Below are 22560 nucleotides of genomic sequence, written 5' to 3'. Positions count from 1 at the left end.
TTTGAAAAACGAAGGTTGCGCATTGATGGATGGTGGGTGTGCACCCCCTCAGGTGCTTTTCAATGCTTGACGGAAAGTCTAGAAAGTGCACAACGGAGCGTCCATCGCACAAATGGACTAGTCCGCAACAGCGCGTTGTGCGCAATACTTGCTATATGACTGCCCGCCTTTTGCTTGTGGATGACCACAACCTGTTTCGCACCGGGCTGCGCCTGATCGTGCAGGACCACCCCCGCGTGGGCACGATTGCCGAGGCAGGCTCCATTGCCGAAGCCTGCGCGCTGCAGCTGGCCGATGCCGATCTGGTGCTGCTGGACATCCAATTGCCCGGCATGAGCGGCCTGGACGGCCTGCGCCTGCTGCGCCAGGCCTGCCCCAAGGCGCGCATCGTGCTGGTCTCGGCCAGCGTGGCGCCCGATGCGATCCATGAAGCGCGAGCCCGTGGCGCCGATGGTTTTCTGCCCAAATCCGCCAGCGCCGAAGACATCTTGGAGGCCATCTCCTGCGCCCTGTCGGGGCAGCCCTGTTTTCCGATCAACAGCGGCAACAGCGCCACCACGCGCGGCCCCGACACGCCGTCGCTGACCGCGCGCCAGCTCGACGTGTTGTCGCTGCTGTGTACTGGCAAGCCCAACAAGGTCATCGCACGCGACCTCGGCCTGAGCGAAAACACCGTGCGCGTGCATGTGGCAGCGATCTTTGCGCAGTTGGGCGTCAACAGCCGCAGCGCTGCCTTGCTGGCAGCCCAGCGCCTGGGCCTGTCCACTCCCCAGCTGCATGACTCCCTCTGAGGCCCTGCCGGCGCCGTCGGACGCCATCCAGCCCCCCACGCGCTGGGGATGGCCGGTCTGGGAACGCGATGAGGTGCTGCGCGAGCAGGTAGCACTGCTGCGGCACAACTTCCCGATGACGCTGCTCGCATCGCTGGCCACCGCGCTCGGCACGCTGTGGGTCATGGCGCGTGTGGCCGACACACAGACCATCACGGTGTGGCTGGTGTCGCACACGCTGGTGGTGGCCGGGGTGTATCTCACCCTGCACAGCATTGCTCCTTTCACCGATCCGGCACCACAGGCGGCGCGCAAGCTGATCGCCTGCATGGCGGCCATGGGGCTGAGCTGGGGCAGCCTGGGGTATGTGGTGCTCTATTGGGGCACGGCGGAAAGTGTCATCTACGCCATCGGCATCATCAGCACGGTGTCGTCCGGCGCGCTCGGGCTGGGCGCCCCGCTGTACCGCGCCTATGTCACCTACCTCACCTGCGCCATCGGCGGGGTGATGATGGCGGTGGCGCTGGCCGGTGGGCCGGTGATGTGGCCCGCGCTGTTTCTCACCGGTGTCTATTACGCACTCACGGGCATGCAGGCGCGCACCGCCGACCGGGCCACCCGGCGCAGCATTGCGCTCAAGCTGGAGAACGACCGGCTCGTGACCCAGCTGCGCGCCGAATCGCAACGCGCACTGGCGGCCCAGGAGGCCGCCGAGAAGGCCGACCGCGACAAATCCCGTTTCCTGGCTGCCGCCAGCCACGACCTGCGCCAGCCCTTGCATGCCATGGGCCTGTTCCTGGAGTCCCTGCAGCGCAGCCCGCTCAACGACCATCAGCTCACCGTGCTGGGGCACGCCCACGCGGCTTCGGGCGCAGCGGCCGAGATGCTGACCACCCTGCTCGACTACTCGCGGCTGGAAGCCGGTGTGGTGAAAGTGCGGCCCGATGCCTTTGCCGTGCAGCCACTGCTGACGGCGCTGGAGCAGGAGTTCGGCGTGCAGGCCGACACGGCGGGCCTCGTGTACCGCACGCGGGAGACGTCGGCTGCCGCCTTTGCCGACCGCTCGCTGGTCGGGCTGGTCATGCACAACTTCATCTCCAACGCGTTGCGCTACACCGCCCGGGGCGGCGTGCTGATTGCCTGCCGCACGCGCGGCAAGCGCCTGGCGCTGGAGGTCTGGGACACGGGGCCAGGCATCCCACGCAGCCAGTGGGAGAACATCTTCAAGGAGTTCCACCAGCTTGGAAATCCCGAACGCGACCGCCGCAAGGGCCTGGGGCTGGGCCTGGCCATCGTGCAGCGGCTGGCGCGGGAGATGGGCACCTCGGTGGAGGTGCTGTCACAGCCGGGTCTGGGTTCGGTGTTCCGGCTGTGGCTTGACCGCTGGCAGGGCGCCCTGGAAGACGACACCGCACCCGCGCCCGACACCGGCAACCTCGTGGGCCTGAAGGTGCTCGCCATCGATGACGACGAAGCCGTCCGCATCGGCATGCAATCGCTGCTGCACAGCTGGGGCTGTCAGTGCATCACCGCAGAGTCGAGCGCCGATGCGCTCGAATGCCTGGAAGACATCACACCCGACCTCATCATCACGGACTTCCGCCTGCGCCACGAGGAGACCGGCAAGCAGGTGCTGCAGGCCCTGCGCGCCTACCTGGGCACGCCGGTTCCAGCGATCATCATGACGGGCGACACATCACCCCAGCGCCTGCGCGATGCGCAATCCACCTCTGCGCTGCTGCTGCACAAGCCCGTGTCCACCGGGCAACTGCGCGACGCCATGGTGCAGCTCATCACACAGCCGCAGCCAGCGCCAGCAAGCGGCCCCCCCCAGGAAGACGACGAACGGACAGCTACAGCCAGCGCCGCAGCAACCCCATGACCTGGTCGAACTTCGCGCCGTACGGCGGGTAGAACAGCGAGCCCATGGCCCAGCGCGACTGCACCAGCACCGACTTCTGGTGGCAAAAGCGCAGAAAGCCCTGTTCACCGTGATAAGCGCCCCAGCCACTGTCACCCACGCCGCCAAACGGCAGGTTGTCATGCGCGATGTGCATCAGCGTGTCGTTCACCGTCACACCGCCGCTCACTGTGCGCCGGAGCACATCGGCCTGCACCGCCTCGCTCTGGCCAAACCAGTACAGCGCCAGCGGGCGTGGCCCGGTGTTGATGTGGGCAATGGCATCGTCGAGCCGTTCGTACGAGATCACCGGCAGGATGGGGCCAAAGATCTCCTCCTGCATGAGCTGCATCTGCGACGTGGCGCCAAACACCAGCGTGGGCGCCATCTGGCGGCTGGCGCCGTCGCCCAGCGTGCCTACGGTGTGGACCACCGGCTTGCCAGCGGTGGGGTCGATGGTCTGCACCTCCGCACCCTGCGTTTGTGCCTGCTGCAGCATGGTGCGCAGGCGCGCATGGTGGCGCGGGGTGATGATGGAGGCGTAGTCGGCATTGCCCTCGATGGTGGGGAACAGGCGCGCCACCGCAGCCCGGTAGGCCTGTGCAAACTCGCCCTCGCGGCCGCGCGGCAGCAGCACATAGTCGGGGGCAATACAGGTTTGCCCCGCGTTGAGTAGCTTGCCGTGCGCAATCTTGAGCGCCGCATCCGCCATGTCGCAGTGGCCATCGATGATGCAAGGGGACTTTCCGCCGAGCTCCAGCGTGGTGGGTGTCAGGTTCTGCGCCGCTGCCTGCGCCACCTTGCGGCCCACGGCGGTGGAGCCGGTAAACACCAGATGGTCGAACGGCAACGAGGCAAACAGGGCCGACAGGTTGGCGTCGCCCTGCACCACGCAGAACTCGTCGGGGGCAAAGAACTGCGCCACCAGCAACGCCAGTTGGGCCGAAGTGTGGGGCGTCAGCTCGCTGGGCTTGAGCATCACGCGGTTGCCCGCTGCCAATGCCGTGATGGCGGGCGCCAGGGCCAGTTGCACCGGGTAGTTCCACGGGGCAATCACCCCCACCACGCCCAGCGGCTGGCGTTGGATGAAGGCATGGGCCGGCTGCAGGTAGATCGGCGTATGGACCTTGCGGGGCTTCATCCACTTCGCCAGATGGCGCAGCGTGTGCGACAGCAGGGTGCGCAGCACAAAGAAGTCGGCCACCTCGGTCAGGCGTGGCGAACGCATGCCAAAGTCGGTCTGCACGGCCGCTGCCAGCACGGGGCCATTCTCGTCGAGCATCTTGCGAAGGCGCAGCAGCCGCTCACGGCGCACGAGCAGCGGCACATCCACATGCGCGCGGCTGGCCTGGCGTTGAAGATCGAAATGGGCGTGGATATCGGCTGGTGTCATGGTCGGATCATAGAAGACACCCCGACAGGCGCGTCACGGAAAAAGCAGGCGAGACCGGTACAAGGGCTCACTGCGCAAGCAGCTCCACGCGGGACCGCCAAAGGCGCGGTGCATCGGCCGGCCAGTGCCCCCTCAGCGCACTTCGCGCGCCTCAACGTCCGTGACCTCGGCGGCGCCAGGCAGGATGCCACCCCGGCGCGACGCTGCGGCCTCGTCGCTGGTGTCATCTGCGGCTGGCGCAGGACCACGGCGACCGGACGACCAGCGCTCCGTGGAGCGAAACACGGTGCTGAAGCCCGTGCGGGGATCCATGCGCATGGCCCAGGGAGTCACCGGCTGGCCTGTGAGGCGTGCCCAGCCTGCGCGCAGCGTCCACACCAGCGCCAGCACCATCATGGCGATCAGCAGGCTGGCGAACAGCACCAGGCCCATGGCGATGACCACCACCCGCAGCAACAGGCGCACAACGCCCGCAACAAATTCATTCAAACGACACCTCTCCTTCACATCTTGGGGAAGGGATGGCAGCCCTGACTAGGGCCGCTATCCCTTCCCGGGCCCGCATCACTCCTGCGGGGCCACGCCGAACTGGAACACACCCGGCTCCAGCACCGGGTTCACGGTGACCGGGATCACGCTCTTGGGCGGGAAACGCCCTTCCAGCAACAGCTTGGACAGCGGGTTCTCGATGCGCTGCTGGATCGCCCGCTTGAGCGGCCGCGCACCAAACACCGGGTCGAATCCCACCTTGGCCAATTCTGCCAAGGCCGCGTCCGACACCTGCAATTCCAAATCCATCTTCGCCAGCCGGGTTTGCAACAGTTGCAGCTGGATCTTGGCGATCGAGGCGATGTGCTGCGCATCCAGCGCGTGGAACACCACTGTCTCGTCGATCCGGTTGAGGAACTCGGGACGGAAGTGGTTCTTGAGCTCACCCCACACCGCTTCCTTGATGTCCTCCGAGTCCTGCCCCACCATGGCCTGGATCAGGTGCGAGCCGATGTTGCTCGTCATCACGATCACCGTGTTCTTGAAGTCCACGGTACGGCCCTGGCCGTCCGTCAGGCGGCCATCGTCCAGCACCTGCAGCAGCACGTTGAACACGTCGGGGTGGGCCTTTTCCACCTCGTCGAGCAGCAGCACGCTGTAGGGCTTGCGGCGCACGGCTTCGGTCAGGTAGCCACCCTCCTCGTAGCCCACGTAGCCGGGCGGCGCGCCGATCAGGCGGGCCACCGAGTGCTTCTCCATGAACTCGCTCATGTCAATACGGATCAGGTGGTCTTCGCTGTCGAACAAAAAGCCCGCCAGCGCCTTGCACAGCTCGGTCTTGCCCACGCCCGTGGGGCCGAGGAACAGGAACGAGCCCGTGGGCCGGTTCGGGTCACTCAGTCCCGAGCGCGAGCGGCGGATGGCGTTGGCCACCGCAGCAATGGCTTCCTGCTGACCCACCACGCGCTCGTGCAGCTTGGTCTCCATCTGCAAGAGCTTGTCCTTCTCGCCCTGCATCATCTTGGCCACGGGGATGCCCGTGGCGCGGCTCACCACCTCCGCGATTTCTTCGGCACCCACCTGCGTGCGCAACAGGCGGCGCGTGGCGGGGGCGCCGTCCTTGCCATCCTCCTGCGCCTGCGCTTCTTTTAGCTGGCGCTCCAGGTCCGGCAGCTTGCCGTACTGCAGCTCGGCCACCTTGTTGAAGTCGCCCTTGCGGGTGAACTCCTCGATCTGGAACTTGAGCTTGTCGATGGCTTCACGCACATGGGCACTGCCCTGCGCCTGGGCTTTTTCGGACTGCCAGATCTCGTCGTAGTCGGCGATTTCCTTTTGCAGCTTGGTGATCTCTTCCTCGATGAGCGCAAAACGCTTTTGCGAAGACTCGTCCTTCTCGCGGCGCACGGCTTCACGCTCGATCTGCAGCTGGATCAAGCGGCGGTCGAGCTTGTCCATCACCTCGGGCTTGGAGTCCATCTCGATCTTGATCTTGGACGCCGCTTCGTCGATGAGGTCGATCGCCTTGTCAGGTAGAAAGCGGTCGGTGATGTAGCGGTGGCTCAGCTCGGCCGCGGCCACGATGGCGGGGTCGGTGATGTCCACGCCATGGTGCACTTCGTACTTCTCCTGCAGGCCGCGCAGGATGGCGATGGTCGCCTCCACAGTAGGCTCGCCCACCAGGATCTTCTGGAAGCGCCGTTCCAGCGCGGCATCCTTTTCGATGTATTTGCGGTATTCGTCGAGCGTAGTCGCGCCCACGCAGTGCAGCTCGCCACGCGCGAGGGCCGGCTTGAGCATGTTGCCCGCGTCCATCGCGCCCTCGCCCTTGCCCGCGCCCACCATGGTGTGCAGCTCGTCGATAAAGACGATGGTCTGGCCTTCGTCCTTGGCCAGTTCGCTCAGCACGCTTTTCAGACGCTCTTCAAACTCGCCCCGGTATTTGGCACCGGCCAGCAGCGCCGCCATGTCCAGGCTCAGCACGCGCTTGTTCTTGAGCGACTCGGGCACCTCGCCCGCCACGATGCGCTGGGCCAGGCCTTCGACGATGGCGGTCTTGCCCACACCGGGCTCGCCAATCAGCACGGGGTTGTTCTTGGTGCGGCGCTGCAGCACCTGGATGGCACGGCGGATTTCATCGTCGCGGCCGATCACGGGGTCGAGTTTGCCCAGGCGGGCGCGCTCGGTCAGGTCCATGCAGTATTTGGCCAGGGCGCCGCGCTGGCCCTCGGCCTCTGCGCTGTCCATCTTCTGGCCGCCGCGCACGGCTTCGATCGCGGTCTCCAGGCTCTTGCGCGTGAGGCCATTGTCCTTGGCGATCTTGGCGGCTTCGCCCTTGCTGTCGATCACCGCCAGCAGGAACAGCTCGCTGGCGATGAACTGGTCGCCGCGCTTGATGGCCTCTTTCTCGGTGGCCTGCAGCACACGGCCCAGCTCGGGGCCGCCTTGCACCTGGTCGTTGCCTTGCACCTGGGGCAGGCGCTTGACGGCAGCCTCGGCGGCCGCCAGCAGGCCGGGCACATTGGCGCCCGCACGCTGCAGCAGCGCCTTGGGGCCGTCGTCCTGCTTGAGCATGGCCACGAGCATGTGCACGGGCTCGATGTAGGCGTGGTCATTGCCCAGCGCAATGCTCTGGGCATCGCTCAGGGCTTCCTGAAACTTGGTGGTGAATTTGTCGAGACGCATGTGGATGTCCTCCGAATTGCGCTGCACTTGGGGCAAATCTTCCGGAATTTCAAGACGACGCCCCCGCGCAGGCCTTGCGCCAGATCAATCACCGCCAAGGCGCCCTGATGCCCTGGACCGGTTCATTTCATCACCGCCGATTCAGACCGCCCGCGCAGAGCGTGGCAAGGGCTGCGCATCCGTGGGCCTGCAAAGCAAAAAGCGCAGGCGGAATACCGCCTGCGCTTTTTAGGGTCCACCAGGAGTTACTTGGCGGGAACGACGATCACGGTATCACCCTTTTTGCCATCGGCTCCCGTATCGCCCGTGGCACCGGTAGCGCCGGTGGAACCCTTGGCACCGTCATAGCCGGGGGCACCCGAGGAACCGGTGGCACCAGTGGCACCCGTTTCGCCCGCAGGGCCGGGAACGGCCACCGTGGCACCGGTCGAGCCGGTTGCGCCCGTAGCGCCAGCAGGGCCTGCCGGGCCCGGGACCACGACCACGGGGGCCGTGGCGGGAGGGGTAACAACCGTTTTCTCGCAAGCGGCAAGACCAAAGGTGGCGATAAGTGCGGCAAGCAGCAGGGATTTTTTCATGGGAAGCCTTGTAGGAGATGAAGCGCACGTGACGATGAAACTGTGCGGAGAGTTTCTTGCTGGCAGTGACTTTTTGCCTTCAACAGTCACTGCCAGCGGTAGCGCTAATTTATCCATGCATCCCCTGCCGCCTTGTAGGACGGCCCGACGACTGCTTGTGGTTCCCGGCGATGCCTCATCCCGCAACCCAATGAGCCGCCGGAGCCCTGGTGCCGCCGAGACCTTCCATCCGGCATTTTCACAAACACTACAAAATTCATAGCTGCCAGCGCTTTATCAATAAGCGCTAGCGGCCAATTTTGCTCAAAATCTTGTTTGAACCACCGCTCCAACAAACCGTGCAGACGTGCGTCGGCCGCCCCGCAACGCCAGCAGCCCCAGCAGTGCGGCCAGCCCACCCAGGCCCCAGGCCGACAGCGTGGGGATGGCCGCCGGGCCAGGCGCCAGCAGCACGGGGACGACAGGGTCGTTGATGGTGCCATCCTGCGCGCCAAAGCTGTTGTCCCCCCAGCCGCCGTCCGTCACATCGTAGGTCACGGTGTTGCCGCTGATCTGCAGGTTCACGGGATCGTAGTAACGGCTGGAGGAAGGGCTGTCGGGTGTGGGCCCGTACTTCTTCACGGTGAAACCCGTGAGGTCTGGAAAGGTCACCGCCACACGCACCGTCTCACCCGGCTGGCAATTGATGAGCCGCAGGCGGAACGCCCCGTGCGGCAAGGTGGCGCCAGGGTACGGCGCCGGGGCCACCACCGGGCCGGTGCCCGCCAGGTCCAGCTGGCAGCCCGTGCTGCCATCCACCACGCCCACGTTGACGGGCCCCGACCCGGTGTTCGTGGGTGTGGGCAGGGTTTCAAAACGCGCCTGTACGGTGCAGGCAGCCGTCACCGCTGCCGTGGTGTAGGTGCTGCCCGCCAGCGCGCCGCCGCAGCCCGTGACGGCCGCAATGCGGTAGCCCGCAGCGGGCGTGACGGTGAAGGCGCCCGTTTGGCCGTCGGCCACGTTGACCACGCCCGCCGGGCTGATGCTGCCGCCGCCCCCTGCCGTGGCGGTGACAGCGTGCTGGGGAGCTTGCCCGCGTTCGACGGTAACGGTGTAGGTGCGCCGGGCCACGCCATTCTGAGCCAGCACTTCCACCTGGATGACATTGGACCCGACCGCCAGCGGCAGCGGAGCAGTCGCCGCCCCGCTGGCCACCACCACTCCATTGATCGTGATGGACGCTCCAGCGTGGGCCGCGACGGGGGTAAGTGACAGTTGGGCCACACCATGCGGCACCGTGACTGTATAAGCCGTCACGCCGCCCGCAAAGGCCGGGCTGAGCGCTCCCTGAGACAACGCCAGCGACGCGAGCGCGGCATTGGAGGATGGAGAAGCATTCATCAGCACGGAGACGCCCCCGTAGCCGTTGGCCATGGCGATGTCGGCCAGGCCGTCCCCGTTGAAGTCGGCCATCACCATCTGCTCGGGCGTGCCGCCCCCATACCGCAAGAAGGCGCTCCCCAGCCCGCCGGGCGCTCCCTGGCCACGCATGATGGCAAGCTCGCCCGAGGTTGCGTCAGCGGCCACCACATCAGGCGCCCCATCGCCGTCAAAGTCGAAAGAAGCGAGAACGCTGGCCGCGATCCCGGGGCTATAGATCCCGGCAACGCTCAACGGCTGCCACTGCGTCGAGGTCAGCGATGCGATCTGCGTACCTCCAGAGGTGAACACACCCGATTGGCCCGCCTGGCTCCACCCAGCGACGGCCCTGAGGGCCCCAATGCCCACGGGCAGGTAACTGGGATCCTGTGGAACCGGACTGGTTGAGGACCCCGATACAGCAGTCAAACCGGTTCCTACCGTACCCGCTGATGTGGATGCCACCAGGTCGGCAAGGCCATCCTGGTTGACATCCAGGGAAATGAACCCTGTCACGTTGTCCCACGTCGACATATTCAGTTGCTCGACAGTGCGCTGCGGGCTCACGCCCACCCATCGAATGGCTTCGTAAACGCCTGCCGTCTCCGGCGCCCATACGGCTGCGTACGCAGGCTTGCCGGGGCCCTGAAAGGAACCCATCGTCACCGACATCGGTGTCAGGGCAGTGAAGGACTGCCGCCCCGCCGGAGTAAAGCCGCCGACCCCATTTCCGAAGAAAACCATGACCGTCGCATCGCCCTCGTTCACCACGGCCAAGTCCGCATGCCCATCGCCATCAAGGTCGCCCGCGGCCAGGGAGCTTGGGCCCCTCCCGGGCCAGGTATCAAGCCGGGTGCGGTAGTCAAATGCGCCCGTGCCGTCGCCGCGCAGAATCCAGACTGAATCTTCATCGCGGTGGATCACGGCGAGGTCGGCGCGACCGTCCTCATTGAAATCGGCGGTTGCGACCGCCCGGATATAGCGCTCGGGGTCTCCGTAACTGCGCGCTGCGGCGAATTGGCCCGCGCCGTCCCCACGCAGGTAGACCAGATGGCCGCCCTGTCCGTTGTGGTCGTTCGACACGACGATGTCCGGATGCCCATCACCATTGAAATCTGCTGCTACCGGCCTACCCACATCCTGTCCAACGGCGTATTCCTGGGTCTTGAAGCTGAGCCCGCCACCAGCAAGGCCCGGCACTACCAGCACCGTGCCGCTGTAGCGGGACAACACCAAGTCGGGCAAGCCATCGCCCGTGGCATCCACGATCTGCCCGCCGCTGAAGCGCCCATAGGCTCTAGACACGTTTTTGCGCGAGAAGCCCCCTTGTCCGTCTCCGATCAGGAGGACAGGACTGGTGAAGGCGTTCTGCACCAGCGCAAGGATGTCCAGGTGGCCATCGCCATCGGCGTCACCTACCGCCACGAACGGGGCATACTCATCGCCGATCAGGCTCTGCGAGGCCGCAAAACCGCCCGCACCGTTTCCCAGCATCAGAAATACACCGTCGCCGGAGCCCAGGACAACGTCGGCAAATCCGTCCTCGTTCCAGTCGCCAGCGACGATGTGCCGAGCTTGAATACTCAGCCCGATGCTGGTGCCGGGACGCACGTCAAAACGCCCGCTTCCATCGCCCCACAGAATAAAAATACCGCGTGTCGACCACCCCCCGGTAACGGCAATGGCCAGGTCGAGCCGCCCATCGCCATCGAAATCCGCCACCGTCAGGCCCGTGGGATTGGGGCCAACGGCAAAGGCGACCGGAGCGGACAAGCCGCCATGGCCATCACCCAGGCGAACCACCACGTTCCCGTTATTGAAACTGGTCACGGCCACATCCAGATGCCCGTCGCCATTGAAATCGGCCGCTACCACACCGTAGGGAGCCCCGCCCATGCTGAATGCACCCGCCTCGGAAAAGCCTGCAGCGCCTCCAGTGCTGAGCAGGATTTTGACGCTACCGCCCGAATAATCCACCACCGCAAGGTCGGGTCTGCCATCTTCGTTGAAATCGCCTGTCGCCATGTCTGTGGGCGATCCACCCAGGCGCAAGCTGGTCGCGGCCACAAAAGACAGGTCTGCCCGCGCCTGTCCTGCGACCGCCAGGCACATGCCGAAAACGGCCAGGCAAAACCACCACGCGCGCCACCATGCTTGCGCTACACATGCCATGAAGAACTCCCCCCTGTTCATGCCCTTACCGGGCAGGGAGCGATTCTCGAAATGACCTAGGCTGTGCGCAAGTCCAAACTTTGCATGGAACTGGATTCCCCCGTTGACAGGGGTTCAAGGTGCGCCCTGCAGGGGGCTTCCGGCAGCGATTCAGGCGTTGTTCGCCACAATGCCCCAGCGCGCCAGCGCCGCATCGTCGCTCACCCGCGCGTCCACCCAGCGCGCGCCCTGGGCGGTTTCCTCCTTCTTCCAGAACGGGGCCTGGGTCTTGAGGTAGTCCATCAGGAATTCACATGCCTGAAAGCTCTGGCCCCGGTGGGCACTGGTCACTGCCACCAGCACGATCTGGTCCAGCGGTTGCAGCAGCCCCACGCGGTGGATCACGCGGGCGCCAAAGATGTCGAAACGCCGGAACGCCTCTTCCACCATGGCCTCGATGGATTTTTCGGTCATGCCGGGGTAGTGCTCCAGCTCCATCGAGGACACCTGGTCGCCTTCGTTGCGATCGCGCACCGTGCCCACAAAGCTGCACACCGCGCCCACACCCTTGTTCTCGCGGCGCAGGGCGGCGATTTCAGTGGACAGGTCGAAGTCCTCGGTCTGGATGGAAACGCGGGGCAAGGTCATGGCAAAAAGCTCTTTATGGGCATGTAAAAATCAGACAGAAAGAGGCTTCAGGGCGAGCGGTGCAACCGCGGCGCGGCCAGCAAGGCGCGCTCTTCTTCCACCACCTTGTTCAGCTGCGCCAGCGCGGGCGAAGGGGGCAGCTGGGCCAGCAGGGTCTGCAGCCGGGTGACGTCGCCAACGGTGGGGGCCACCTTGATCTGCGCGATGGCGGCGGGCAGGTTGCCGCCCCGGACCAGCGCCAGCACCTTGGCGGGCCATTCACTTTTGTTGCGTGCCATAGATTGGTAAATAGGTTTATCTGTACGATTCGCCCGCACTGTACCCGTACTGCAGCCACCCTCGCACCTTAAGCCCATGGCCACACAAACGATTGAGACCGATCTCTACAAGCTCTACCCGTCCCCGCGCAACACGGTCCGCGACGTGTTCGAGCACCAGGTCTTCGTGCCCCACCCCTATGCCATCATCGACCTGGACGTGATGGAGCTGGCCGGCAAAACCACCCTGTTTGGCGCCTGCCGCCTGTCGGACATGAAAATGGGCCAGGTGGTGACCTTCGAGCTTGCCGCCGACCAGGCCAGGTTCGAGCGGCTGTTCACCCCCGACTGATACAACGACCCGCCAGTGCGGCACGCCCCCCATGGACCTGCAAGAATCCTTCGAGGCGCTCGACTCCCAGGCCCCGGACACCTATACCCAGGCCGTGGAGGCCTACTGCGACGGCATCCTGCGCCTGCACTGGAACGAACGGCTCATCAACAAGATCTTCGGCCGGGCGCTGCAGTCGCACGCGGCCGGCCGGCTGGTGGTGCAGCACTACCAATGGCAATTGCGGGGTGCACCGCGCCCCACGCTGACGCTCTTGCAGCAACGCATGCCGGGGGGTGCCCGCACACTGGCCACGTTCTTCGCCGTGCTGCGGCTGGCGGGCATGGTGGCGGTGGACACCGATCCCGCCGACCGCCGGCTCCGCTACCTCGCGCCCACCCCCCGGCTGCTGGACGGCCTGCGCACCTGGGTGCGGCACCACCTGCACTGCGCCGAGGCCCTGGGCGCCCTGCCCCCAGGCCATGCACAGCGGCTGGACAGCGATGCAGACTACTTCGCCGCCTTTCTGGCCGGGGCCGACCACATCCTCGATCGCCTGGCCGAAACCCGGGGCCAATTTGGCGGCTGGGACTGGTTCGACCAGCGCGACGGCGGCGGGCGCATTGCCATGCTGCTGTGGCGCGAACACTGCCGGGTGCGCCGCCCCGGGGATGGAGGGTCCACGCCGTTTTCCCTGCGCGCCAGCGAGCTTGCGCAGCGCCTGGGCTTTTCGCACTCGCATGTGCGCAACCTGGTCAATGAGGCAACGGCACAGGGCCACCTGACCCAGGACGCCCCCCGGGGGCTGGTCGCGCTCACGCCCCGCTTTCAGGCCGAACTGCAGACCTGGCTGCAGCACCTGCTGGGCTGGTTTGCAGAAACCGCCGCCATGGCACACCACCACCTGACATCCCACAGGTTGCCCCGTGCGCACGGCAGCGCCGCAGATGCGGCGGAACACCCCTGAACAGCTCCCGCCACGGGCACCTCCCGGCCCCATGACCGCTCTCAACCCCCACCCAGCCATGTACGACGACAACCAGATCCACGTGCCGCCCTCCTTCATGGCGGTGTACACCGACGCACGGGGGCGTCTGACTGAAAAGGCAGATGGCGTACGGGCCCGCTACGAGCTGTGCGAAGACCTGGCGGGCCACCTGGTGGAGCACGCACAGACGCTGTACCACGTGCAGGCACCGTCTGAAACCGAGATCCTGCAGCGCATTCACGCGGGGCTGTGTACGGTTGAATCCGGTGTGTCGGTGGCCGAAGCGACATGGATCGTCACCCGGCTGGCCGAACTGCTGGTGTGGCAGTGCCCCGTGCTGGTGGCACCACTGCCCAAGCCGGTGGACGAAGAAGCCCCCCCACAACCGCCCACGCCCTGAATGGCCTTTTGCGCGGACTGAGCGCTTGGCTATACTGCGCCCCATGCCCACGCACACCCTCTTTGCCATGACCACCGCTGCTGCGGTGGCCTTGCAGTGCGTGGTCAAAGCCAAAAAACCAGAGCTCATCTGACCGGAGCTGTGGTTCCGTCCGGATGAGCGACGGAACCACCTGGTAGAGAAATCCCCCTTCTTTTTTCTTCCCTCCCCGGCATTCCGCGCGTTCTTTTTCGGACGGTTCTTCCCTTGGTCGAACCTTGAAAGGACGCTACGCATGCCCACACTGACGACACCTTCCCCCGCTGCATCCGCGGCCACCCTCCCGGCGCCCACCCGCACCCCCTTCAGTGGGCTGTGGATCGCTCTGGTCACGCCGTTCAAGGACGGCGCCGTGGACCATCCGGCGCTGGCCGCCCTCACCGCCCGGCTGTGTGCCGACGGTGTTGCGGGCTTCGTGGCCTGCGGCTCGACCGGTGAGGCTGCGGCTCTCGACAAGGCCGAGCAACTGCAGGTGCTGGAGACCGTGCTGGGCGCCGCCCAGGGATTGCCCGTGGTGATGGGCGTGTCGGGCTACCACCAGGGCCAGGTGCTGGAGCAGGTGCGGGCCCTTGCACACTACCCGGTGGCGGGCCTGCTGGTGTCCGCCCCCCACTACATCCGCCCCTCGCAAGAAGGCCTGCTGCACTGGTTCCGCACGCTGGCCGACGCCAGCGCGGTGCCCCTGCTGATTTATGACATTCCGTACCGCACGGGCGCCACGCTCACCACCGAGACGCTGCTGGCGCTGGCGGCGCATCCGCGCATCCAGGCCATCAAGGACTGTGGCGGCAACACGGCCAAGACGCAGGCCCTGATCGCCGATGGACGGCTGCAGGTGTTGACGGGCGAAGACGCGCAGATCTTCCATACGCTGGCCCTGGGGGGTACAGGTGCGATCTCGGCCAGCGCGCACTGGCAGACACCGCGTTTCGTGGAATTGACGGCTTTGCTGCGCTCAGGCGACCTGCCAGCAGCCCGCCCCGTGTGGCAAGCCTTGCAACCCTGGGTGGAAGCGTGTTTTGCCGAGCCCAACCCTGCCCCGCTCAAGGCGATGCTGGCGCATGCGGGGTGGATGCACAACGAGCTGCGCGCTCCGATGATGCCAGCCTCGAAGGCGCTGCAGGATCATTTGAAGGCGCTCTGAGGTGACTTGCCGGCGCGCGCGAGAGCGCCCCGGCTAACCGCCCGTCACCGGCGGAAAAAACGCCACCTCGGCCCCATCGGCCAGGGTGGCGGACTCATCGCTCAAGGTCTGGTTGAGCGCCATGCGCACGGCCCGGCCTCGTGCAAGGCTACTGGCGTGGGCGCCGCCGCGTGCGATGAGTTCGTCGCGCAGGGCGCCCAGCGTGGCGGCAGAGGTTTCGACCGCCTCGCTGCCCTGGCCGATGGCCTCTCGGATGGAGGCAAAGTAGCGCACAGACACCTTCATGACAACAGCTCCGAGAAAGCGATGAACTGCACAGTGTCTCCCGTCGCAATCGTCTGGCCCGCCGGGTTGTCCACCACGCCATCGCCCCAGGCGGCAGAAGTGAGCACGCCCGAACTCTGGTTGTTGAACAGATCCAGCCCGCCCGCCGCGTTGTGCCGCACACGCAGAAACTCGCGGCGTTTATCGGCCTTGGGCCAGGTGAAATCAGCGCGGGCAGCAATGGATTGAGGAGCCACATCCTGCACACCCTGCAGGCGCAGCACAAACGGCCGCACCAGCAGCGCAAACGTCAGAAAGCTCGACACGGGATTGCCCGGCAAGCCCATGAAATGGGCCGCACCAATGCGGCCATAGGCGAACGGTTTGCCGGGCTTCATGGCGATCTGCCACAGGTCCAGCGTGCCTAGCGTTTCCACCGCAGGCTTGATGTGGTCTTCCTCGCCCACACTCACGCCGCCGCTGGTCAGGATCAGGTCGTGTGCGGCACTCGCCTCGCGCAATGCGTCGATGGTGGCGTCGCGCCGGTCGGGCACGATGCCAAAGTCGGTCACCTCGCAGCCCAGGCGCAGCAACATGGCGCGCAGGAAGAAGCGGTTGCTGTTGTAGATGGCACCAGGGCGCATCTGCTCGGGCGGAACCTCGCCAGGCATGACGAGTTCATCGCCCGTGGAGAACAGCGCCACGCGCGGGCGGCGCGCCACCTGCAACTGGTGCAAGCCTATGCTGGCGGCCAGGCCCAGCTCGGCCGGGGTAAGGCGTGTTCCTGCCGTCAGCACCACGGCACCCCGGGTAATGTCTTCACCTGCACTGCGAATCCATTGGCCCCGCTTGGGCACGGCGTTGATGCGCACCTGGCCCAGGCCATCACCCTCGGTGGCAGAGGCCAACGCCTCACAGTCCTCCTGCATCAGGACCGCGTCGGCACCCGCAGGCACCGGAGCACCCGTGAAGATGCGCGCAGCCGACCCTGGCTGCAGCGGATCCCCCGCACTGCCCGCCGCAATGCGCTGTGACACCGGCAGCACCACGCCCAACTCCGTCACATCCGCGCAGCGCACGGCGTACCCATCCATGGAGCTGTTGTCCTGCGGCGGCACCTGCAGGGCCGAGACGCAGTTTTGCGCCAGCACGCGGCCGTCCGCATCGAAGGTCGTGACCTTCTCTGTGCCCTGCAGAGGTGCGGCCTGCAACAACAGGTCGGCCAATGCTTCATCGAGGGGCTTCAAGGGCGTATTCAGGCGACTCATGCGAGACCCATCCCATAGAGTTCACAGTCGTAGTCGAAGCGGTGCTGGTTCTGGATCAGCCAATCCACCACCTGGGCGGGCGCGTTGAGATCCAGCAAGGGCAGTTGGGTGGGCACAGGCAGGCCCTGCGGGGCATCGGTGGCGACGGCGACCACAAAGTCGTCCTCGGGGTAACGCACGGGCTTGGCCAGCTGCCCGGCTTCGGCCGCGCGCCACACCTCCACCTTGAGCAGGTCGCTGTCCTTGAAACCTTCCACCAGCACCCAGTCCACACCCTGGTACAGCTCGGCCAGCAGGTGGTGCACACTGAGCGTGGCGGGTTGCTCGAACTCGCGCACCAGCATCAGGCGCTTGTCCGAGGCAGCCACCACCTCGAAGGCCCCCGCCTCGCGGTGGCGGTATGTGTCCTTGCCCGGGTGGTCGATGTCGAAACTATGGTGGGCATGCTTGACCACCGACACGCGCAGCCCCCGCATCCGCAGCTCGGGGATCAACTGCTCGACCAGTGTGGTCTTGCCACTGCCGGAAAAACCGGCAAAACCGACAACCTTCATCCACTGCTCCTTGGTTAGCTATTGTATTTATAGCTGCTAACGCTTATCAGACAAGCGCCAGGGGCATTTTTATATCAAATCAAGCCATCCGGAGCCGTCCACCGCCTGCGCAGCAGCAAAACGTCTCTGGATTGTCGGCCACCCGCCTACGGGGCTGGCGCGCAGTGGCGCTCGATGTACTGCTTCACCAACTGCACGTTGGCAGGTAGGACGTGCACACGCTTGGGCAGGTCTTCGATGCCCGCGAACTTGGCGGGCCGCTCGGGTGCATGGCCCAGGGCTTCGATGATGGTTTCCGCGAACTTGATGGGCAGCGCGGTCTCCAGCACGATCATCGGCACGCTGGCGTCCTGGTGGTGCTCGCGCGCCACCTTCACGCCGTCAGCGGTGTGGGTGTCGATGGTGACGCCGTGGCGCTCGAAGTTGTCCTTGATGGTGGCCAGGCGGTCGGCGTGCGTGCTCTTGCCGCTTTCAAAGCCGTACTTGGTAGCGGCTTCGGCAAACAGCGGTTCGGCACTCAAATCGAATCGGCCATAAGCGGGCAGCGCTTTGGCAAACAACGCGTTCGTGCGCTGGCCGTTGCGGCCCAGCAGGTCGAAGATGAACCGTTCGAAGTTGCTGGCCTTGCTGATGTCCATCGAGGGGCTTGAAGTCTCGTGCGTGTCGGCCGCGGCGCGCACGCGGTACGAGCCGGTGCGGAAGAACTCGTCGAGCACGTCGTTCTCATTGGTGGCCACCACCAGCTTGTCGATGGGCAAGCCCATCTGCCGCGCCACATGGCCTGCGCACACGTTGCCGAAGTTGCCTGAAGGCACGGTGAAGCTGACCTTCTGGTCGTTGGTCTCGGTGGCCTGGATGTAGCCCGCGAAGTAGTACACCACCTGCGCCAAGAGGCGCGCCCAGTTGATGGAGTTGACGGTGCCGATCTTGTACTTGCGCTTGAAGGCCAGGTCGTTGCTCACGGCCTTGACGATGTCCTGGCAGTCGTCGAACACGCCTTCGATGGCGATGTTGTGGATGTTCTCGTCCTGCAGGCTGAACATCTGCGCCTGCTGAAAAGCGCTCATGCGGCCATGCGGGCTGGTCATGAAAACGCGCACGCCCTCTTTGCCGCGCATGGCGTATTCGGCCGCGCTGCCAGTGTCGCCGCTGGTGGCCCCGAGGATGTTGAGCTCTTCGCCACGGCGCTTGAGTTCATATTCGAACAGGTTGCCCAGCAACTGCATGGCCATGTCCTTGAAGGCCAGCGTGGGGCCGTTGGACAAGGCTTCGAGCCACAGGCCGTCTTCCAGGTGGCGCAAGGGCACGATCTCGCCCGTGCCGAAGACTTCGGCGGTGTACGTCTTGGCGCAGATGGCCTTCAGGTCGTCGGCGGGGATGTCGTCGATGTACAGCGACAGGATCTGGAAGGCCAGCTCGGCGTAGCCTTGCTCGTGGTAGGCCTTGCGCAGCTTGGTCAGCGTCGCATCGCTGATCTTCGGGTAGTGCTCGGGCAGGTACAGGCCGCCATCGGGCGCCAGGCCCTCCAGCAGGATGTCGCAAAAACGCTTGCGGTCGGCGTGGCCGCGGGTGGAGATGTACAGCATCAGTTCAGTTCCTCCTTGCGGATGCGCGTGATGGGCGCCAGCACCGTGGGCAGCGCCTGCATCTGGGCGATCACGGCGTCCATGGTGCCTTCGCGGGTGTCGTGGGTCAGGATGATCAGGTCGGTCTGCGTGGAGCCTTCGCCGCCGACCTCATCGGCTTCGCGCTGCAGCACCGCATCGATGCTCACGCCCGCCTCGGCCAGCAGGCCGGTGACCTTGGCCAGCACGCCGGCCTGGTCGGCCACGCGAAGGCGCAGGTAGTAGCTGGTGACCACTTCGCTCATGGGCAGCACCGGCAGCGTGCCCATGGCATCGGTCAGCGTGTTGGCCTGGAAGGCCAGGTGCGGCACGCGGTGCTCGGGGTCGGCCGTGTGCAGGCGGGCGATGTCCACCAGGTCGGCAATGACGGCGCTGGCGGTGGGCTCGCTGCCCGCACCCTTGCCGTAGTACAGCGTGGTGCCCACGGCATCGCCCTGCACCACCACGGCGTTCATGGCGCCCTCGACGTTGGCGATCAGGCGCTTGGAGGGCACCAGGCTGGGGTGCACGCGCAGCTCCACGCCCTTGTCGACGCGCTTGGTGATACCGAGCAGCTTGATGCGGTAGCCCAGTTGCTCGGCGTACTTGATGTCAGCGGCTGAAAGCTTGGTGATGCCTTCAACATAGGCCTTGTCGAACTGCACCGGGATGCCAAAAGCGATGGCGCTCATCAGCGTGACCTTGTGCGCGGCGTCCACGCCTTCGATGTCGAAGGTCGGGTCGGCCTCGGCGTAGCCCAGGCGCTGGGCTTCCTTGAGCACCACATCAAAGTCCAGTCCCTTGCTGCGCATCTCGGACAGGATGAAGTTGGTGGTGCCGTTGATGATGCCGGCGATCCACTGGATGCGGTTGGCGGTGAGGCCTTCGCGCAGCGCCTTGATGATCGGGATGCCACCGGCCACGGCGGCCTCGAAGGCCACCATCACGCCCTTGGCCGAAGCGGCCGCGAAGATCTCGGTGCCGTGCACGGCCAGCAGCGCCTTGTTGGCGGTGACCACGTGCTTGCCGGCGGCAATGGCCTCGAGCACCAGCGCGCGGGCGATGCCGTAGCCTCCGATGAGCTCGATGACGATGTCGATGTCGGGGTTGGCGATGATGGCGCGGGCATCGTTGACGACCTGGATGTCAGCACCCACTACCGATTTGGCACGCTCCACGTCCAGATCGGCCACCATGGTGATCTCGATGCCACGGCCAGCCCGGCGGCTGATCTCGTCCTGGTTGCGCGCGAGCACGTTGAACACGCCGCTGCCGACGGTGCCGATGCCCAGAAGGCCTACTTGGATGGGTTTCATAGCAATGGTGGGAAGAGTTTTTTAAGAGGGATGGAATAGGAGGCGATACGGCGCAGCACACAATCACCGCGTGACATAGCTGGGCAACTGCCAGGCGCCACCGGCAAAGCCACGGCACATGCTGTCACCCGACTCGCTGGTCAGCACAAAACCCTGGCCGTCAAATTGCCACTGGCGCACCCACCAGCAGTCGCCGATGCCGCGCCCCTTCATGGCCGAATGCACGCTGCCCGTGGCGGGATCGAATTCGCCGTCCACGTCTTGCACGGGCTCGGGCTTGTACGGGGGCCGGTCGTTGGCCATCCACAGCAGGCTGGTGAAGTTGTAGGCCCCCATGCCGCAGGGCACGGACAGCAGCAACTTGCGCTCCGTCAGGCGATAGACCTGCACGTTGGCTAGGTTGAAGGGGTCGTCGCCATTGCACTGGCCCTCCGCGCTGGCACGGTCCAGCGCCGCGATCAGGGGCTTGGCCAGCGTTGCATCGCCCTTGCGCGTGGGCAGGGGGCTCACGGCCTTGACCACCGGTGCCGGTACGGGCGGCAGCACAGAGGCTTCAGGCCGCGTGCCACGACGCACCAGCGCGCCCGGGGTGCCCACACGGCCCTGGGCCTCGTCCATCTTGAGCAGCACGGCACTGGCCCCGGCGAGCGACAGCACCCACCGGTCCTTGCCGGCGGCGAGGGTGGCTTCTTCGTTCTTGAGCAGCTCTTGCAGCAGGCGAGGCACGTCGCCTGCCGCCACCTGCGGGGCGTCGCCTTTGAGGCCTGGCAATGAAAGCTTGCCGACCTTGAGGTGCAGCGATGCAGGGGTGGTTTTCTCCGTAGAGACCTGAAAACCCACCAGTACCGGCGTGTCAGGCCCGGCGTCGCGGGTCAGGAGGATGGAGACGGGCTCGGAGTCGCCCGACTCGGGCTGGTAGCCCACAGCCCGGCAGGTGCGGGTGTTGTCGCACTGCAGTGCCCAGTCCTTGTGCTGGAAACTGACGGCACCTTTGTTATCTGCAGCCTGTACAGGCACCAATGGAGCGGCGAACGCCAGCGCGCACGCCATGAAGCGCCAGGCCCGGTGAACATCAGAGCGAATGCGCATGGAAGATGGGCTCACTCGGCGCCACGCCACCTCAGGCAGCAGCAACAGCCACTGCCTGCTTGCGCTTGCGGTACTGCTCAAGGAAGCGTGCCACGCGGCCGATGGCGTCACGCAGGTCATCCTCATGGGGCAGAAACACGATACGGAAATGGTCGGGCGCGGCCCAGTTGAAGCCCGTGCCCTGCACCAGCATGACCTTGGTTTCCTGCAGCAGCTCCAGGAAGAACTGCTGGTCGTCCTCAATGGGGTACACGGCAGGGTCCAGGCGCGGGAACATATAGAGAGCCGCCTGCGGCTTGACGCAGGTCACGCCCGGGATGGCAGTGATGAGTTCGTAGGCCAGATCGCGCTGCTTGCGCAGGCGTCCGCCCTCGCCCACCAGCTCGTTGATGCTCTGGTAACCGCCCAGCGCGGTCTGCACCGCCCACTGGCCGGGCACGTTGGCGCACAGGCGCATGTTCGAGAGCATGTTCAGCCCCTCGATGTAGTCCTTGGCGGGCTTCTTGTCGCCCGATACCACCAGCCAACCGGCCCGATAGCCGCAGGAGCGGTAGCTCTTGGACAGTGAATTGAAGGTGAGTGTGAGCACATCCTCGCTCAACGAGCCGATGGCCGTGTGCTTGGCGCCGTCGTACAGCACCTTGTCATACACCTCGTCCGCAAAGATGACCAGACCATGCTCGCGCGCAATAGCAACGATGCCCTTGAGCAGCGCGTCCGAATACAGTGCGCCCGTTGGGTTGTTCGGATTGATGACCACGATGCCCTTGGTGCGGGACGTGATCTTGGAGCGGATGTCGGCCAGGTCGGGCATCCAGCCGTTGGCTTCTTCGCACAGGTAATGCACCGGCGTGCCGCCCGACAGGCTGGCCGCCGCTGTCCACAACGGATAGTCGGGCGAGGGCAGCAGCAGCTCGTCGCCATTGTCGAGCAGCGCATTGGTCGCCATCACGATCAACTCGCTGGCGCCATTGCCCAGGTAAATGTCGTCCAGCATCACGCCCTTGATGCCCTGCTTCTGCGTCTCGTGCATCACCGCCTTGCGCGCTGCAAAGATGCCCTTGCTGTCCGAATAGCCCGCCGAATTGGGCAGGTTGCGGATCATGTCGAGCTGGATCTCCTCGGGCGCATCAAACCCGAACACAGCCAGGTTGCCGATGTTGAGCTTGATGATCTTGTGGCCGTCCTCCTCCATCTGCTTGGCCGCGTCCATGATGGGCCCCCGGATGTCATAGCAGACGTTGGCGAGCTTGGCGGATTTTTGGACGGTTTTCATGCGCTGACGGTGGTGCAGTGG

General features: G+C 65.5%; 20 protein-coding genes. 6 read left to right on the top strand and 14 right to left on the bottom strand.

Annotated elements, in window-relative coordinates; translation table 11 throughout:
* Positions 1-155 precede the first annotated feature (155 nt).
* Positions 156-791, top strand: a complete 636-nt coding sequence (locus tag ASE52_RS13995) for a response regulator transcription factor (RefSeq protein ID WP_010463891.1) — start codon at positions 156-158, stop codon at positions 789-791.
* Positions 778-2652, top strand: coding sequence for a hybrid sensor histidine kinase/response regulator (locus ASE52_RS13990; RefSeq protein WP_057226886.1), 1875 nt, complete (start codon positions 778-780; stop codon positions 2650-2652). The genes ASE52_RS13995 and ASE52_RS13990 overlap by 14 nt, the downstream gene beginning before the upstream one ends.
* On the opposite strand, the gene ASE52_RS13985 is transcribed toward ASE52_RS13990, so the two are convergent.
* From ASE52_RS13985 to ASE52_RS13955, 7 genes are all read right to left on the bottom strand, one after another.
* Positions 2624-4063, bottom strand: a complete 1440-nt coding sequence (locus ASE52_RS13985) for a coniferyl aldehyde dehydrogenase (RefSeq protein WP_057226884.1) — start codon at positions 4061-4063, stop codon at positions 2624-2626. The two genes, ASE52_RS13990 and ASE52_RS13985, sit on opposite strands and share 29 nt — an antisense overlap.
* Positions 4064-4195: 132 nt before the next feature.
* Complete coding sequence (locus tag ASE52_RS13980; RefSeq protein WP_057226882.1) at positions 4196-4552, bottom strand: hypothetical protein; 357 nt, start codon at positions 4550-4552, stop codon at positions 4196-4198.
* A 75-nt stretch (positions 4553-4627) separates the two neighbouring features.
* The gene (gene clpB / locus ASE52_RS13975; RefSeq protein ID WP_057227256.1) at positions 4628-7234 is read right to left on the bottom strand and encodes an ATP-dependent chaperone ClpB; all 2607 of its coding nucleotides are present in this window, start codon (positions 7232-7234) and stop codon (positions 4628-4630) included.
* A 245-nt stretch (positions 7235-7479) separates the two neighbouring features.
* The gene (locus tag ASE52_RS13970) at positions 7480-7812 is read right to left on the bottom strand and encodes a collagen-like protein (protein WP_057226880.1); all 333 of its coding nucleotides are present in this window, start codon (positions 7810-7812) and stop codon (positions 7480-7482) included.
* Between the two features lie 303 nt (positions 7813-8115).
* On the bottom strand, positions 8116-11382 hold the full coding sequence (locus ASE52_RS13965; protein ID WP_158004162.1) for an IPTL-CTERM sorting domain-containing protein: 3267 nt from the start codon (positions 11380-11382) through the stop codon (positions 8116-8118).
* Between the two features lie 150 nt (positions 11383-11532).
* The gene (locus tag ASE52_RS13960) at positions 11533-12009 is read right to left on the bottom strand and encodes a molybdenum cofactor biosynthesis protein MoaE (protein ID WP_057226876.1); all 477 of its coding nucleotides are present in this window, start codon (positions 12007-12009) and stop codon (positions 11533-11535) included.
* Between the two features lie 47 nt (positions 12010-12056).
* The gene (locus tag ASE52_RS13955) at positions 12057-12287 is read right to left on the bottom strand and encodes a hypothetical protein (protein ID WP_055393176.1); all 231 of its coding nucleotides are present in this window, start codon (positions 12285-12287) and stop codon (positions 12057-12059) included.
* 76 nt (positions 12288-12363) lie between these two features.
* Here ASE52_RS13955 and ASE52_RS13950 point away from each other — a divergent pair, with 76 nt between their 5' ends.
* From ASE52_RS13950 to dapA, 4 genes are all read left to right on the top strand, one after another.
* Entirely contained in the window at positions 12364-12618 is a 255-nt protein-coding gene (locus ASE52_RS13950; protein ID WP_057226873.1) for a hypothetical protein, read from the top strand.
* 31 nt (positions 12619-12649) lie between these two features.
* Positions 12650-13564: a hypothetical protein gene (locus ASE52_RS13945; RefSeq protein ID WP_057226871.1), complete on the top strand. Its 915-nt coding sequence runs from the start codon at positions 12650-12652 to the stop codon at positions 13562-13564.
* Between the two features lie 58 nt (positions 13565-13622).
* Positions 13623-13985: a hypothetical protein gene (locus tag ASE52_RS13940; protein WP_057226868.1), complete on the top strand. Its 363-nt coding sequence runs from the start codon at positions 13623-13625 to the stop codon at positions 13983-13985.
* Positions 13986-14259: 274 nt separating this feature from the next.
* A complete protein-coding gene (dapA, locus tag ASE52_RS13935; protein ID WP_241777004.1) occupies positions 14260-15168 on the top strand; it encodes a 4-hydroxy-tetrahydrodipicolinate synthase in 909 nt (302 codons plus the stop codon).
* Between the two features lie 33 nt (positions 15169-15201).
* On the opposite strand, the gene moaD is transcribed toward dapA, so the two are convergent.
* The 7 genes from moaD to ASE52_RS13900 all read right to left on the bottom strand — a co-directional run bounded on the left by moaD (position 15202) and on the right by ASE52_RS13900 (position 22539).
* Positions 15202-15453, bottom strand: a complete 252-nt coding sequence (gene moaD / locus ASE52_RS13930) for a molybdopterin converting factor subunit 1 (RefSeq protein ID WP_010463863.1) — start codon at positions 15451-15453, stop codon at positions 15202-15204.
* Positions 15450-16700, bottom strand: a complete 1251-nt coding sequence (gene glp / locus ASE52_RS13925) for a gephyrin-like molybdotransferase Glp (RefSeq protein WP_057226864.1) — start codon at positions 16698-16700, stop codon at positions 15450-15452. The genes moaD and glp overlap by 4 nt, the downstream gene beginning before the upstream one ends.
* Entirely contained in the window at positions 16697-17254 is a 558-nt protein-coding gene (gene mobB, locus ASE52_RS13920) for a molybdopterin-guanine dinucleotide biosynthesis protein B (RefSeq protein ID WP_057226863.1), read from the bottom strand. The genes glp and mobB overlap by 4 nt, the downstream gene beginning before the upstream one ends.
* Positions 17255-17400: 146 nt before the next feature.
* Positions 17401-18840, bottom strand: a complete 1440-nt coding sequence (gene thrC, locus ASE52_RS13915) for a threonine synthase (protein WP_057226860.1) — start codon at positions 18838-18840, stop codon at positions 17401-17403.
* Entirely contained in the window at positions 18840-20174 is a 1335-nt protein-coding gene (locus tag ASE52_RS13910) for a homoserine dehydrogenase (protein ID WP_010463854.1), read from the bottom strand. The genes thrC and ASE52_RS13910 overlap by 1 nt, the downstream gene beginning before the upstream one ends.
* A 63-nt stretch (positions 20175-20237) precedes the next feature.
* Positions 20238-21263: a DUF1176 domain-containing protein gene (locus ASE52_RS13905; RefSeq protein ID WP_241777003.1), complete on the bottom strand. Its 1026-nt coding sequence runs from the start codon at positions 21261-21263 to the stop codon at positions 20238-20240.
* A gap of 31 nt (positions 21264-21294) precedes the next feature.
* Positions 21295-22539: a pyridoxal phosphate-dependent aminotransferase gene (locus ASE52_RS13900; protein WP_057226858.1), complete on the bottom strand. Its 1245-nt coding sequence runs from the start codon at positions 22537-22539 to the stop codon at positions 21295-21297.
* Between the last annotated feature and the right edge of the window lie 21 nt (positions 22540-22560).

It is taken from the genome of Acidovorax sp. Root275 (genome assembly GCF_001428965.1).
GTDB classification, from domain to species: domain Bacteria; phylum Pseudomonadota; class Gammaproteobacteria; order Burkholderiales; family Burkholderiaceae_C; genus Acidovorax; species Acidovorax radicis.
The sequence above is the reverse complement of the archived record's forward strand: the minus strand, read 5'-3'. Positions and strand labels throughout refer to the sequence as shown.